The sequence below is a fragment of the uncultured Paracoccus sp. genome (assembly GCF_947487305.1).
GTDB lineage: Bacteria > Pseudomonadota > Alphaproteobacteria > Rhodobacterales > Rhodobacteraceae > Paracoccus.
In genome coordinates this window covers 204570-218321 of record NZ_CANKWH010000003.1, presented here as the reverse complement: position 1 = coordinate 218321, position 13752 = coordinate 204570, and the positions used below count along the sequence as shown (strand labels likewise).

Below are 13752 nucleotides of genomic sequence, written 5' to 3'. Positions count from 1 at the left end.
GCTCTCCTATTGTCTCAAAGATCGGCCCGCTGTCGCGATCTTGCAAGGCCCGCGCAGCATTGTGACTTCCCGTCAGCCGGATGCCGCCTTAGACCCGAGGGAATGAGACATCTCGCCCTTGCCCTGCTGATGCTGCCCTTGGCCGCGCCATCCCATGCCGAGCCGGAGGCGCTGCCGCCCGGTCTGGTTGGCGCGCGGTTGCTGCCCGGCTGGACCGACGATCAGGGCCGCCGCATCGCCGCGCTGGAGTTGCTGCTGGAGCCGGGCTGGAAGACCTATTGGCGCAGCCCAGGCGATACCGGCATTGCCCCCAGCTTTGACTGGGAGGGGTCCGAGAATATCGGCAGCGTCGCCTTTCACTGGCCAGCCCCCGAGCTGATCGATTCCGGCGGCAGCCGCAGCTTCGGCTTCCATGACCGGCTGCTCCTACCCTTCGAGGTGGTGCCGGCGGATCAGGACAAGCCCGTCACGCTGGCGGCGACGGTCGATTTCGGTCTCTGCGAGAATATCTGCGTGCCGGCCAAGCTGTCGCTAACTGCGCCACCCTCCGGCGACCAGCCCGATCTGGCCATTCAGGCGGCGCTGGCCGAACAGCCGCAGATGAGCGACGAGAAACCCGCCTGCAGCCTGACCGAGATCGAGGACGGGATGCAGGTCGCGCTGACACTGGCCGACCCGGAAGGAGTCAGGGCGGTCGCCGTCGAATTGCCCGACCGGCCCGAGGTCTGGGTCTCGATGGCCGAGACTGAGACCGATGCGAATGGGGCGATGACCGCAACCGCTGATCTGGTTCCGCCCGAGGGCAAGCCCTTCGATCTGGACCCGGAAACGCTCCGCATCACGCTGATCGGGGAGGGCCCGGCGCGCGAGATGCGTGGCTGCGACGCTGCCGGATAAGGCCAAGCCCGCCCGCCACCGCCACCGCGACAAGCAGCGCGGCCAGATACCAGACCAGCGCCTGCACAACTGACCCCGCCACCGGCCACCAGCCGGGAAGGCTCAGACCCAGCGCAGGAACCAGCGTCACCGGCAACAGCACCAGCGCGAAACCGGCCAGGGCCAGCCCCGCCCCAAGCCGCAGCGGCAGGCGCAGGGGTCCCGCGCGCAAGCCCCGCCTGAGCCCGCGCCGGGCATGGACGATATCCTCGCCGATCCCCAGTGCCGCGGGCACAACCAGAAGCACCACCAGCATCCCGAAGCCCAGCCCATAGGCCAGCGTCACCACCGTCGGCTTCAGGAACAGCGCCTGCGACGAGCGTTCGTAAAGCAGCGGTGCGAGGCCCAGCACGGTCGTCGCCGTGGTCAGGAAGACCGGCCGCAGGCGGTTGCAGACCGCATCGATGATGGCTGGGCGCATCGCCCGGTCCTTGGCATATTCGTCGATAGTCGAGATCAGCACGATGGAATCGTTGATGATGATCCCCGACATGCCGATCAGCCCGACGATCGAGAACATCGACATGGGCAGGCCCCAGATCGTATGCCCCCAGACGGCGCCGATCAGGCCGAAGGGGATCACCGCCATCACCACCACCGGCCGCGTCCACGAGGCGAAGATCCATGCCAGCACCATGTAGATGCCCAGCATCGCCAGCGCGAAGCCCAGACCCGCCTCGCCCAGGAAATCGCGTTCCTGCTCGGCCAGTCCCGTGGTCTCGAAGCTGATGCCGAAATCGGCGGCGATCTGCGGCATGATGGTGGTTTCCAGCGCCGTGGTGATCTCGGCGGCGCGGGCGGGGTCGTCATCGGAGATGTCGCCGGTGACGGAAATCATCCGCACTCCGTTCTCGCGCCGCACGGTGGAAAAGCCCGCCCGGCTGCCCACGGTGACGATGTCGGCCAAGGGCACCCATTGCCCCGAAGCCGAGCGCATCATCATCCGGTCAAGGAAATCGCCCCGACGCTCGCTTTCCGGCAGTTCCACCCGGATCGCGCCGCTGCGGATGCCGACCGGAAAGGTCGCCGCCTCGATGCCGCCCAAACGCTGGCGCAATTCCCGCGCCAGCCCCTCGGTGGTGAAGCCAAGCGCCCGGCCCTGCGGCGTCAGTTCCAGCGCCAATTCTTCCTTGTCATAGGACATGCTGTCTTCCAGCGCCGACACCTCGGGGAAGGCCGAGAGCCGGGTCTTCAGCGCCTCGGCCGCATCCTTCAGCCGCTGCGCATCCGCCCCGCTCATCCGGACCGAAATGGCATCGCCCCCCGGTCCGCCCCGAAAGCCGCGGAAGCTGATCGTTTCCAGCCGCGGGTCCGCCGGCATGGCGGCCTGCAGGTCGCCGACGAATTCGAAGCTGGAATAGGGCCGCAGGTCGGCATCAATCAGCTCTACCTGGATCGAGCCCAGCTGGTCGGGGTCCTTGGTCTCGGCCCCGGGCAGCGAGCGGCCGGAATTGCCGCCGATCTGCGCCATCGCATGGGTGACAGGGTTGGTGCCATATTCGGCCTCGTAATCGCCGGCCACGCGGTCCACCGCCGCCTGCACCAGCCCGAGTACGCGCATCGTATCCTCACGCGTGGCGCCGGGCAGCATGGCGAAATTGCCCGCGACGCTGCCCTGTTCGGGCGAATCGAAAAAGCGCCACGGCACCTTGCCGGTGATCATCGCCGCCGCCGACCAGCCAAACAGCGCGATGGTCGCGGCCAGCACCGGATAGCGCAGGCGGATGATCCAGCCGAGCATCGGGCGCACGGCGCGCTCGGTCAGCCAGTCGAGGCCCCGGTTCACCAGCCGCGAGGGCCTGTCATACCAGTTGTCGCGCGCCGCCCGGGTCAGGGCATGGGCCATGTGATTGGGCAGGACGAGGAAGCATTCGATCAGCGAGGCCGCCAGCACCATGATGACGGTCAGCGGGATATCGACGATCAGGTTGCCGAAGCGCCCGCCAATGGCCATCAGCCCGCCAAAGGCGATGACCGTGGTGAGCGTCGAGGAGACAACGGGTGCGGCCATGCGCTGCGCGGCGCGTTCGGCGGCAACCATCGCCCGCTCGCCCAGTTTGCGGGCGCGGTAATCGGCGTGTTCGCCGACGACGATCGCATCATCGACGATGATCCCGAGCGTCAGGATCAGCGCGAAAAGCGAGATCATGTTCAGCGTCATGCCGAAGGCATACATCAGCCCGATGGCAGCGAGCAGGGAGGCGGGAATCCCCGCTGCCACCCACAGCGCCGTGCGGGCATTCAGGAACAGGAACAGCAGCGCCACCACCAGCCCCAGACCCATGATGGCGTTGTCCACGAGGATCTGCAGCCGGCCCGAGATCTGTTCGGCCCGGGCGCGCACCAGCTCGATCTCGACGCCTTCGGGCAGCGAGGGGCGCATCTCGGCGGCGACCGCCTCGACCTCTTCCTGCATGGTGATGGCATCACCTGCGGCGGCACGCTGGACCTGGATCACCACGGCGGGATCGGTGCCGACATAGAAGGCCTCTTCGCGGTCCATGCCGGTCGAGGTGACGGTGGCGACCTCGCCCACGGTCAGGATCGTACCGTCGGGTTCCAGCCGCAGCGGCAGGGAGGCGACCGAGGCCGGATCGCGCGCCTCGGTTCCCGTGCGCACGCGCGAGGCGCCCGAGGCGACATCGCCCGCAGGCTGGGCAGTGGCGGCGGCGGCAACCACTTCGGCAATCTCGCTCATGGTCAGGTCGTTGCGGACCAGATCGGCGACGCGCACCTCGATCAGCGTCTCGGGCGCGGCCAGACCGGCGACACTGGCGCGGGTGATGCCGCGCGCATAGAGCCGGTTCAGCATGTCATCGGCCAGCCGGCCCAGCTGATCGACGCCCAATGGGCCCGAGATGACCACATCCGCCACCCGGTCGCGCCATGCGCCACGGGTGATCTCCGGTTCCTCGGCATCCTCGGGCAAGGTGTCGACGGTGGCCACGGCGGTCTCGACCTCGGCCATGGCGCGCGACATGTCCCAACCGGGTTCAAATTCCAGCTCGATCCGGCCCGAGCCCTGATTGGCCCGGCTTTCCTCGAGTGCCACGCCTTCCACGGCCAGCAACACGGGTTCCAGCACGGCAATCACAGAACGGTCGACATCCTCGGCCCCGGCGCCATCCCAACGGACAGAGACATTGACCTGTTCGATCACCGTATCGGGGAAATATTGCGCCCGCATCCGCGGTGCGGCGACCAGCCCGCCCACCACCATGACCGCCAGCACCAGGTTGGCCAGCGTGGCATGGCGGGTGAACAGCGACAGCAGGCCGCGACCGGGTTCCGGGACCGGATCAGCCATCGGCCTGCGCCCCGGCGCGCTGCGCCTGCTGTTGCGGCGCATCCCCGCGCCGGTTCTGCGCCTCGGGCACGCCCGGCTCACCCACAGGGGCGGCGGAATCGCGCACGAGGATACCGGCACCCAGCTGCGGCGCGCGTTCGGCGACGATGCGCGCGCCGGCGAGATCGGCGGCCACGTTAATTACCACGTCATCACCCTGACGCCGCAGCACCTCGACCGGGCGGGCGATCAGCCGGCTGTCGGGACCGACGACCAGCACCGCGCCATCGCCGCCCACGGCCGAAGCCGGGATCAGCGCGGCATCGGACAAGGGCGGTTCGTCGATCTCGACGGTGACGAAATCGCCCGGACGCAGCCGCGCATCGGGCTGATCGAGCCGCGCATAGACCGTGCGGCCCGCCGCGCCCTCGGCCACCGAGGCCGCCGAGCGGTCCAGATGCGCCGGCGCGGTGATCCGCCCGGCCGAGCCGTCCAGCACCACGCGCACCGGCGTGCCGACCAGCCGCGCCTCTTCCGCGACCAGCCGGGAATATTGCTGCAGCGACAGCGGGATCTGCACCTCCAGCGCATCGGGGTCGATGATCTGCGCCAGTTGCTCGTTTTGGCTGACCAGCCCGCCCTCGACCGCCGTGACCGCCGTTACCCGGCCGGCAAAGCTGGCGCGCACCTCGGTCAACTCCAGCTCGCGCTGCGCCTCGGCCAGATCGATCCGGCTGCGCTGCAGGGCGATCTCGGCCAGCGAGACGGCGCTTTCGGCATCGGCCAGCGCCGATTGCCGCGACAGCACCGCCTGCGCCGCCGTAGAGGCTGCCAGTTCCGCCGCCTCGCGCTCGCCGCTGGTCCCCAGCCGCCGCTCGGCGAGTTCGCGCTGCCGCTCCATCGCCGCCTGGCGCAGCTCGACCTGCGCCCGTGCCGCCGCAAGATCATCGGTGCCGATGGTCACGGCGCGGCGCGCATCCTCCAGCGCGGCCTCGGCCTCGGCCTGCGCGGCAAGCAGGTTGTCCAGCACCGATTGCGCCTGCGCCGGATCGGTCTGGACCAGCAACTGCCCGGCCTCGACCTGTCCGCCTTCATGCAGGTCGGGATCGAGATAGGTGATCCGCCCCGAGGCCCCGGCCCTGAGTTCCAGCCGCCGGCGCGAGTCGACCCGACCATAGACCGACATCACCGGCGCGACCGTTGCGGGCTCCAGCGCGATCAGCCGCACGGTGAAGGCCTGCTCCTCGGCCTGCCGCCCGCCGGGGCCGCCGCTGCGCGCCTGTTCCAGCGCCTGCCATATCTGGAAGGCCGCCAGAAACAGCAGCCCGAAAGTCAAAGAAACGATGAACAGCCCGCCAAGGCTGCGAAGTAGAAAACGCATGTCAAACCTGCCCGTTGGGCAAGGGTTAGCCCATGATTAGGAAATGAACCCTAAACGGGGCCTGCGTCCAGCTTTTCCGCCAGTGACAGAAGGTCGGCCCAGGCCTCGCGCTTGGCGGGCGGATTGCGCAACAGATAGGCCGGATGGGTCATTGGCAAGGCCGGCTTGCCAAAAGCCTCGGTCCAGCCGCCGCGCAGCCGCAAAATGCCGCGCCGGCCCAGTGCAGCCTGGCAGGGCGTGTTCCCCATCAGCACCACGACATCGGGATCGACCAGCGCCACGTGGCGACGCACGAAGGGCATCATCATCGCCATTTCATCGGGCGAAGGGTCACGATTGCCCGGCGGTCGCCACGGTAAAACATTGGTGATGTAGAGCGCGCGTTCCGCATCCACCGCGTCCCGCGCCAGCCCGATGGCCGCGAACATGCGATCGAGCAGCTGCCCGGCGCGACCGACGAAGGGGCGCCCCTGCCGGTCCTCCTCGTCCCCCGGTGCCTCGCCAAGGATCAGCACGCGAGCCTTGGGGTTGCCATCGGCAAAGGCAAAGTTCCGCGCGCCCTTCTTGAGCTCGATCCCGTCGAACCCCTCTTGTGCGGTGGCGAGCTGGTCCAGCGTCCCGGCCGTATCGGCCAGCCGCGTCGCCTCGGCGACCAAGGCCTCAAGCGGGTTTTCGTCGGGCAGGCGGGGGGCAGTCATCGGCGCGGGAGCGGCGGTCGGCGCAGCCACCGGACGCGCGGCCGCAATCGGCTCGGCCAAGTCGAAGCGATCGACCGGCGCATCCAGCATCGGCTCGTCCGCGCCCATCTCGGCCTGCCACTCCAAGAGCGCCAGCGCCGCCTCGGGCGTCAGTTCGAGGCCAAGATATGTGGGAGTCCCGTCCATCGGCGCAGCCTAGCGCAGCACTCAGTCGGCGACCAGCATATAGCCGGTGCCGCGCACGGTCTGCAGAAAGCGCGGCTCGCGCGGGTCGGGCTCGATCTTGCGGCGGAGGCGCGTGATCTGCACGTCGATCGCGCGCTCGCTGTTCTCGCCCTCATCGCCATTGGCCGCCGCACCGCCGCGCCCCAGATCCTCGATCAGATCGGTGCGGCTGACCGGCTGGCCACGGCTGGCGGCAAGCCGGCGCAGCAGCGCCTGTTCGGTGCCGGTCAGGCGCAGCGGCGTCTCGCCCTGCCACAGCTCGCCCTTGTCGGTGTCATAGCGCAGCATCCCCAGCGACAGGAATTTCGGCGTCGTCGCCTCGACCGTCGGCATCCGCCGCAGGATCGCCGCGATCCGAAGCAGCAATTCCCGAGGCTCGAAGGGTTTCGACAGATAGTCATCGGCGCCGCTTTCCAGCCCGGAAATCCGGTCCTCGGTCTCGCCCTTGGCAGTCAACAGCAGGATCGGCGTGTTGATCGAATTCCGCAGGTCGCGGGTCAGCGACATGCCATCCTCGCCCGGCATCATCACGTCGAGCACGATCAGGTCGAATTCCAGCCCCTTCAGCAGCCGCCGCGCCTGTTGGGCGTCGCGGGCCTGCGTGACGAAATAGCCGTTCTTCTCCAGGAACCGCTTCAAGAGCGACCGGATACGCTCGTCATCATCGACGATCAGGATATGGGTATCGGCGGTGCTGCTCATGTCCGGTCGTCGGTCTGTTCCTTCATCGACTGATACTGCGCCCGGGTCTCGGGGTCCATCATCGCTTCGAGCACCTGCCGGAAGCCCGCCACCGCCTGCGGCCCGACGGCGCGATAGGCGGCGCGCATCCGCGCCCTCTGCGCCTCTGACAGGCGGCGTTCCAGCGCCGTGCCCTTCTCGGTCAGGTAAAGCTGCCGCTCTCGCCGGTCGCGGCGGCCGACGCGGCTTTCGACCAGCCCGTCCTCGATCAGCGTCCTGAGGACCCGGTTCAGCGATTGTTTGGTCACGCCCAATACATCCAGAAGCGACGTCACCGTCAGCCCCGGACCGCGATTGATGAAATGCAGCGCCCGGTGATGGGCGCGGCCGTAATCCATATCCTCGAGGATCAGGTCGGGATCGGAGGTGAAGGCGCGATAGGCGAAGAACATCGCCTCGATGCCGCCGCGCAACTGGTCATCGGTCAGAAACAGCAGGCTTTCGCCGCCAAGTCCCCCGATCCGCACCTTCTCCTGCATGGTTGTCTTTCTTTCCCCGGGGATATGGCAGTCTTGTTGACTTTCCTAGATTCGGTTGCTAGCCGTCAAGCCGGTTTGCGCAATTTTTCAGCCAATGTGGATGCAGATTGCGCAAGATTTGGAAAGCTAGGGGCCAGGAGGGTGACATGGCGGGTGCTTACGACGATCGCGACGGCAAGATCTGGATGGACGGCAAACTGGTTGAGTGGCGCGACGCGAATGTCCACATCCTGTCGCACGCGCTGCACTATGCCAGCTCGGTCTTCGAGGGAGAGCGCTGCTATTCCGGCAAGATCTTCAAAAGCCACGAGCATTCGCTGCGGCTGATCGAATCCGCCCGGCTACTGGACATGGAATCGCCCTATAGCGCCGACGAGATCGACGCCGCCAAGGAGGCGGTGCTGAACGCCAACGGCTTCACCGATGCCTATGTCCGTGCGGTGATGTGGCGCGGTTCGGGCGAGGATATGGGCGTCTCGGCCCGCCGCAACCCGGTGCGCATGGCCGTCGCGGCCTGGGAATGGGGCAGCTATTACGGCGACGCCAAATGGCAGGGCGCGAAGCTGGACATCGCCAAGTGGAAGCGTCCCAGCCCCGAGACCATTCCCACCGCCGCCAAGGCCGCCGGTCTTTACATGATCTGCACCATGTCCAAGCACGCGGCCGAGGCCAAGGGCTGCTCGGACGCGCTGTTCATGGACTGGGAAGGCTTCGTGGCCGAGGCCACCGGCGCCAATATCTTCTTCGTCAAGGATGGCGAGATCCACACCCCGCTGGCCGACCGTTTCCTGAACGGCATCACCCGTCAGACCATCATCGGGATGCTGAAGGACAAGGGCCTGACCGTGCACGAGCGCCGGATCAAGCCCGAGGAAATGGCCGATTTCAGCGAATGCTGGCTGACCGGCACCGCCGCCGAAGTGACCCCGGTGGGCCAGATCGGCGATTACATGTTCCAGGTCGGCAACGTGACCCGCGAGATCGCCGAGGATTACGAGAAGCTGGTCCGGGCGTAAGCCGGCTTCAGCAGACCGAAAGGCCGCCGGCATCGCGCCCGGCGGCCTTTTGCGTTTCAGGAAGCGGACGCAGGTCCTAGCCAGCCGCTGCCCGCATCAACTGATCCGTGCCCCACACTTCCATCGCCTCGATGATCGGGGCCAGCGTCTGCCCGCGCGGGGTCAGGCTGTATTCGACATGGGGCGGCACGGTTTCGAAGACCCTGCGGGCGACCACGCCATCGGCCTCCAGCGCGCGCAGTTCCAAGGTCAGCATCCGTTGGGTGATCTCGGGGATGGCGCGGCGCAGCGCGTTGAAGCGGATCGGCTGATCCTTGAGGTTGAACAGGATCAGCGGGGTCCATTTGCCACCGATCACCTTCAGCGTCGCGGCCACCGGGCAGGCTTTCAGATCATCGCTCATCGGCACCTCGGGACAGTAGGGTCAGGGCAGTATAAAAATAGTGCGTACTTACGCGACTCGCAGCACCATCGTAATCTATCCCGACACACAGAAGGAGAGAAACCATGTTTGTCGTGATGGGAGCAAGCGGACGGGTCGGCGGCGCGGTGCTGAAGGCCCTGAGCGAAGCGGGGCAGCCGGTGCGCGCCCTGTGCCGGACCCCGAAGGCCGAGCCAGCGACGGGTGTCGATTGGGTCTCGGTGGATGCGCTGGACCAGCAGACGCTGGCCCGCGCCTTCGAGGGCGCCAGCGCCGCCTTCGTGATGAACCCGGTGGCACCGGATGCGCGCGATGTTGACGAACAGGCCGCACGGCTGTCGGCCTCGGTTGCGGGTGCCTTGCGGGCCGCGCACCTGCCCAATGCCGTCGCCCTGTCCTCGCAGGGGGCGCATCTACCGAACGGCACCGGCATCGTCGCCACGCTGAACGGGTTCGAGACCGCACTGCGCGGGGCGGGCCTGCCGATGACCTTCCTGCGGCCGGCCTATTTCATGGAAAGCTGGTTGCCAGCGGCGGCGATGGCCGCCGAGACCGGCGTGATGCCGGCCTTCCTCGCACCACTCGATCGCGCCATCGACTGCGTCTCGGCGCAGGATGTCGGGCGGGCCGCGGCTGGTTATCTGATGAAGCCGCGCCCCGGCATCGTCAACCTGACTGGCCCCCGCCGCTATTCCGAGGCCGATGCGGCGGCAATCCTGTCACGGCAATCCGGCGCGCGCGTCACAGCCCTGCCCGTTCACGGCAGCGACATTGCGGCGGCGCATGAGGCTGCTGGCCTCGGCGCCTCGTTCTCGGCGGGTATTACCGGGATGTATGCCGCGCTGAACGGTGCGGGCATTCCCTTCGAGACCGAGGGTGCCGAATGGTCCCACCAGCCCACGACGCTGGAAAAAGTCCTTGCGGCGGCGGCCTGACGGCCACCGCTCAAGTCATTCACCGATCGGAACTATCAGCGCGGGGGGCGCGGTTTCAGGCGGTGTGGCCACGCTCGATCCGCACGAATTCGGCGGTCTTTCGGCCATCCTCGCTGCGGTCCTTGGGACGGCTGTGCAGCGCGGTGACGGCGGGGTGAACCCCTGCCTCGCGTTCCTGCCTTGTGTATTCGCGCAGGCGCGCGGTGCCATGATCGCGGGGCTGGTCGCTGATATGCTTGCTCATCTTCGGTCCTCCTCCGATGGTTGCCCTTCCTATATAGGGCCGCATCGGACCGAAGCAAAATCTTTAGTCCAGCCTGGTTAAGCCGCCTTGATCCCCTGCGCCGCCGCCAGAACGGCATGCAGCGCGATCGGATCGTCATTGGCGCGCAGCTTGGCCCGCAGGTCGCCATCGCGCAGCGTGCGCGACACCAGCGCCAGTGCCTTCAGGTGATCGACCCCGGTGCTCTTGGGGGCCAAGAGGGCAAAGATCAGGTCGACCGGCTGGCGATCCACCGCGTCGAAATCCAGCGGCTTGTCCAGCCGGATGAACAGGCCTGCCACCTTGTCCGGCCCGTGCAGCCGGGCATGGGGCAGCGCGACGCCATGACCCACGCCGGTCGGGCCAAGGCTCTCGCGCTCCTGCAGCGCGTCCAGCACCTCCGAGGCCGGCAGGCCATAGACGGTCTGGGCAAGCTCGGACAGTTCGTGGAACAACCGCTTCTTTGACGTGACCTGTGACAGGGACCGCACGGCCCCCTGTTTCAGAATGTCACTGATCTGCATCTAGCCTGCCTTTCGGGGCGATCTGCCCGCGCCGCGCAAACCTGCGCGGGCGGACAGAAATGGGTTGCGAAGGTCGTCGCAGTCCTAGCTACCGTTGCGCGGGTCGATCCAGCCGACATTCCCGTCATCACGGCGGTGGACGACATTGACGCCCCCATGTTTCTCGTTGCGGAACACCAGAAGCGGGATTCCCGCCAGTTCCATCTGCATCACCGCGTCGCCCACCGACAGGGTCGGCACCCGCGTTTCCATCTCGGCGATGATGATCGGCTGCAGGCCCGAGTCCTGCGATTCCCATTCATCCTCATCAGCCGCCAGCACATACATCCCGGCCTGACCGAATTCAACCGGCTCGGTGCGGTCCTTGTGGTGATCCTTCAGCCGGCGCTTGTAGCGGCGCAGCTGCTTGTCCATGCGTTCGCGGCAGGAATCGAAGGCGGCATAGACCTCGGTTGCGGCGCCCTTGGCCTGAACCGTCAGGCCAGTGGACAGGTGAACAACGGAATCACACAGATACTGGTGCGCATCGCGGGAAAAGGTAATCGTCGCATCAGTGGGACGCTGCGAATACTTGTCCAGCACCTCGCCCAACTCGTTCTTGACATGCGTGGTCAGAGCCTCGCCAACGTCGATGTGTTTTCCGCTGATGGTATAGCGCATCATGTTTCCTTTCCGGTTGCCCGGCCGGGCGCTTCCGCGAACCTGGGTGCGCGGTCCGGCGCGGGTGAGGGCGGCAACGCAACCGCCCATCAGCACATTTGGTGACAGTCCGCGTCACCTGTCAACGGGGCGGCGACAATTCGCCCAAAGCGGCCCCGTGATCGCCGCCGAGGAACCGGGCATTGCCGTCGTCGGTTGGTTGATCGATCGTTGCGATCACCGCTCGCCAATGCCCAACGAGGTTCGTCACATGTATCGTTTTTCCCCGCAATCCACCGCCGCCGCTCTGATTCTGTCGATGGCGGCAGCCAGCGCCAACGCGCAAGACAGTAGCACGCCCACCGCCGATCCCGCGGCAGCCGCCATCCCGACCGAGACGACTGCGGGCACCGCAGGCGCAGCGCAGGATTGCGCCGGCGTGAAGGCGCTGGAAGCCGGCCTGCCCACGGCACAGAAGGCCGTCAACCTGGCCGAGAAGGACCTGGCAACCGAGCAGAACGTGATCAGCGCCTTCAACAAGCTGGGCGAGAAGGTCGCGGACGCGCTGGACGACGACGACAACAATGCCACAGCCTGTTACATCGCCGCGCTGGAAGCCACGCAGCAGCAGGCGACACCCGACATGGATGGCGTGTCCCCCACCATCGTCTCGGACAAGATCGTGCGCGGCTGGGGCGATGCCTGCGAGGATGCGGCTGATGGCGATGCGGTGACCGCCTGCCTGACTGATGCCGTCGCCGCGCGCGAAGACGGCCACCTGACCGAGTTGCAGCTCGTGTCCATGGTCAACAGCCTGCCCACCGACTCGGTCGAACTGGACGACCAGCAAAGCACGGCGCTACTGGAACTGGTGAAGGAGAAGGTCGAGGCGGGCGTGCTGAGCACGTCGCAGCAATCCTCGATCGTGGACGACATTCTCGGCCAGTAAACCGCTGCCCAGAGCGCGGAGGCCTCAGCCGAGGCTGAAGCCCTCGCCCAGGTAGACCTCGCGCACGCGCGGGTCATCGACGATTTCCTGGGTCTTGCCCGACATCAGCACATGCCCGTCATGCAGGATATAGGCGCGGTCGACGATGCCAAGCGTCTCGCGGACATTGTGGTCGGTGATCAGCACGCCGATACCGCGCGATTTCAGATCATGGACCAGCGTGCGGATCTCGCCCACGGCGATCGGATCGACGCCGGCAAAGGGTTCGTCGAGCAACAGGAAACTCGGGTTCGAGGCGAGGCAGCGGGCGATCTCGACCCGCCGCCGCTCGCCCCCCGACAGCGCCAGCGCCGGGGCATTGCGCAGATGGCCGATGGAAAAATCGCCCAGCAGTTCTTCCAGCCGCATCCGGCGCTTGTGGACATCGGATTCAACCACCTCCAGCACCGCCATGATGTTCTGCTCGACCGTCAATCCGCGAAAGATCGACATCTCCTGCGGCAGGTAGCCGATGCCCATGCGCGCACGGCGGAACATCGGCAGGCCGGTGGCGTCCTTGCCATCGATGCTGACCTGCCCCGCATCGGGCGTCACCAACCCGGCGATGCAATAGAAACAGGTGGTCTTGCCCGAGCCGTTCGGCCCCAGCAGCGCCACCACCTCGCCCCGCGCCAGATCGATCGAGACATCGCGGATCACCGGGCGGTTGCGGTAGGACTTGCGCAGCTCGCGCACGGCCAGCCCGGTCTTTGCCGCCGTCGCGGTCCCGCCATCCATCAGTTGCCCGCCGGCTGCAGCACGCTGCGGACGCGGCCCTGCACCTGCGCCGTGCCATCGGCCAGCTGGACCTGCATCTTGTCGCCGGTCAGCACGTTCTGGCCCTGGGTCAGCACCACGTCGCCGGCCAGGTCGATGACCCCGCTGGTCACGTCATAGACGGCCTCGCTTGCCTCGGCGGCATCTGGACCGCTGACCAGCACCACGCCGCCCTTGGCCTTCAGCGTCTGGATCTTCTGCTGCCCGCCCTCGGCATAGACCACCGTCACCTCGCCGGCCTGCAGCTTCATCTCGCCCTGGGCGATGATGACATTGCCGGTAAACACTGCCTCGCCATTGGCCTGGTTCACCGACAGGCTGTCCGCCGACATCTCGACCGGCAGGCTGGTATCGGCCTTCATGCCGCCGAAGGCGACATTCTGCGCACCGGCAGGCAGGGCGGCAGCCATGAACAGGGCGGCAATCACGACAGGGCGGAACATC

Annotated in this window: 15 protein-coding genes; 4 read left to right on the top strand and 11 right to left on the bottom strand. The window is 67.0% G+C overall.

The genetic code is table 11. From position 1 onward, the window contains the following. The first annotated feature begins 102 nt into the window (after nucleotides 1-102). Nucleotides 103-897 (top strand): protein-disulfide reductase DsbD domain-containing protein, encoded by a 795-nt coding sequence (locus Q1A36_RS05740; RefSeq protein ID WP_299840915.1) that lies wholly within the window; start codon nucleotides 103-105, stop codon nucleotides 895-897. Here the strand turns inward: Q1A36_RS05740 and Q1A36_RS05735 are convergent. From Q1A36_RS05735 to Q1A36_RS05715, 5 genes are read right to left on the bottom strand one after another with little or no spacing between them, the layout of a single operon-like run. Beyond that, nucleotides 839-4243 carry an efflux RND transporter permease subunit gene (locus Q1A36_RS05735; RefSeq protein ID WP_299840913.1) on the bottom strand — a complete coding sequence of 1135 codons (3405 nt, stop codon included), beginning with the start codon at nucleotides 4241-4243 and terminating at the stop codon, nucleotides 839-841. The two genes, Q1A36_RS05740 and Q1A36_RS05735, sit on opposite strands and share 59 nt — an antisense overlap. Beyond that, nucleotides 4236-5603 carry an efflux RND transporter periplasmic adaptor subunit gene (locus tag Q1A36_RS05730; protein ID WP_299840911.1) on the bottom strand — a complete coding sequence of 456 codons (1368 nt, stop codon included), beginning with the start codon at nucleotides 5601-5603 and terminating at the stop codon, nucleotides 4236-4238. The genes Q1A36_RS05735 and Q1A36_RS05730 overlap by 8 nt, the downstream gene beginning before the upstream one ends. Nucleotides 5604-5653: 50 nt before the next feature. Then, the gene (locus Q1A36_RS05725; RefSeq protein WP_299840909.1) at nucleotides 5654-6487 is read right to left on the bottom strand and encodes a uracil-DNA glycosylase; all 834 of its coding nucleotides are present in this window, start codon (nucleotides 6485-6487) and stop codon (nucleotides 5654-5656) included. A 21-nt stretch (nucleotides 6488-6508) separates the two neighbouring features. Further along, the gene (locus Q1A36_RS05720) at nucleotides 6509-7228 is read right to left on the bottom strand and encodes a response regulator (protein ID WP_299840907.1); all 720 of its coding nucleotides are present in this window, start codon (nucleotides 7226-7228) and stop codon (nucleotides 6509-6511) included. Then, nucleotides 7225-7746 (bottom strand): MarR family transcriptional regulator, encoded by a 522-nt coding sequence (locus Q1A36_RS05715; RefSeq protein ID WP_299840905.1) that lies wholly within the window; start codon nucleotides 7744-7746, stop codon nucleotides 7225-7227. The genes Q1A36_RS05720 and Q1A36_RS05715 overlap by 4 nt, the downstream gene beginning before the upstream one ends. A gap of 146 nt (nucleotides 7747-7892) precedes the next feature. Between Q1A36_RS05715 and Q1A36_RS05710 the strand changes: the two genes are divergently transcribed. Next, nucleotides 7893-8762, top strand: coding sequence for a branched-chain amino acid aminotransferase (locus Q1A36_RS05710; protein ID WP_299840903.1), 870 nt, complete (start codon nucleotides 7893-7895; stop codon nucleotides 8760-8762). A gap of 76 nt (nucleotides 8763-8838) precedes the next feature. On the opposite strand, the gene Q1A36_RS05705 is transcribed toward Q1A36_RS05710, so the two are convergent. Then, nucleotides 8839-9165: a helix-turn-helix domain-containing protein gene (locus tag Q1A36_RS05705; protein ID WP_299840901.1), complete on the bottom strand. Its 327-nt coding sequence runs from the start codon at nucleotides 9163-9165 to the stop codon at nucleotides 8839-8841. Nucleotides 9166-9269: 104 nt separating this feature from the next. On the opposite strand from Q1A36_RS05705, the gene Q1A36_RS05700 reads away from it, so the two are divergent. Continuing rightward, nucleotides 9270-10118 (top strand): NmrA family NAD(P)-binding protein, encoded by an 849-nt coding sequence (locus Q1A36_RS05700; RefSeq protein WP_299840899.1) that lies wholly within the window; start codon nucleotides 9270-9272, stop codon nucleotides 10116-10118. A 55-nt stretch (nucleotides 10119-10173) separates the two neighbouring features. Here Q1A36_RS05700 and Q1A36_RS05695 read toward each other — a convergent pair whose 3' ends face one another. The 3 genes from Q1A36_RS05695 to raiA all read right to left on the bottom strand — a co-directional run bounded on the left by Q1A36_RS05695 (nucleotide 10174) and on the right by raiA (nucleotide 11564). Continuing rightward, nucleotides 10174-10362: a hypothetical protein gene (locus Q1A36_RS05695; protein ID WP_101752878.1), complete on the bottom strand. Its 189-nt coding sequence runs from the start codon at nucleotides 10360-10362 to the stop codon at nucleotides 10174-10176. Between the two features lie 77 nt (nucleotides 10363-10439). Next, a complete protein-coding gene (locus Q1A36_RS05690; RefSeq protein WP_299840895.1) occupies nucleotides 10440-10904 on the bottom strand; it encodes a PTS sugar transporter subunit IIA in 465 nt (154 codons plus the stop codon). Between the two features lie 84 nt (nucleotides 10905-10988). Further along, complete coding sequence (gene raiA / locus Q1A36_RS05685) at nucleotides 10989-11564, bottom strand: ribosome-associated translation inhibitor RaiA (RefSeq protein ID WP_101754305.1); 576 nt, start codon at nucleotides 11562-11564, stop codon at nucleotides 10989-10991. Nucleotides 11565-11721: 157 nt separating this feature from the next. On the opposite strand from raiA, the gene Q1A36_RS05680 reads away from it, so the two are divergent. After that, a complete protein-coding gene (locus Q1A36_RS05680) occupies nucleotides 11722-12492 on the top strand; it encodes a hypothetical protein (protein ID WP_299840892.1) in 771 nt (256 codons plus the stop codon). Nucleotides 12493-12516: 24 nt separating this feature from the next. Here Q1A36_RS05680 and lptB read toward each other — a convergent pair whose 3' ends face one another. Next, nucleotides 12517-13269, bottom strand: a complete 753-nt coding sequence (gene lptB / locus Q1A36_RS05675; protein ID WP_299840890.1) for an LPS export ABC transporter ATP-binding protein — start codon at nucleotides 13267-13269, stop codon at nucleotides 12517-12519. Continuing rightward, on the bottom strand, nucleotides 13269-13751 hold the full coding sequence (locus Q1A36_RS05670; protein WP_299840888.1) for an LptA/OstA family protein: 483 nt from the start codon (nucleotides 13749-13751) through the stop codon (nucleotides 13269-13271). Before Q1A36_RS05670 ends, lptB begins: the two co-directional genes overlap by 1 nt. Between the last annotated feature and the right edge of the window lies 1 nt (nucleotide 13752).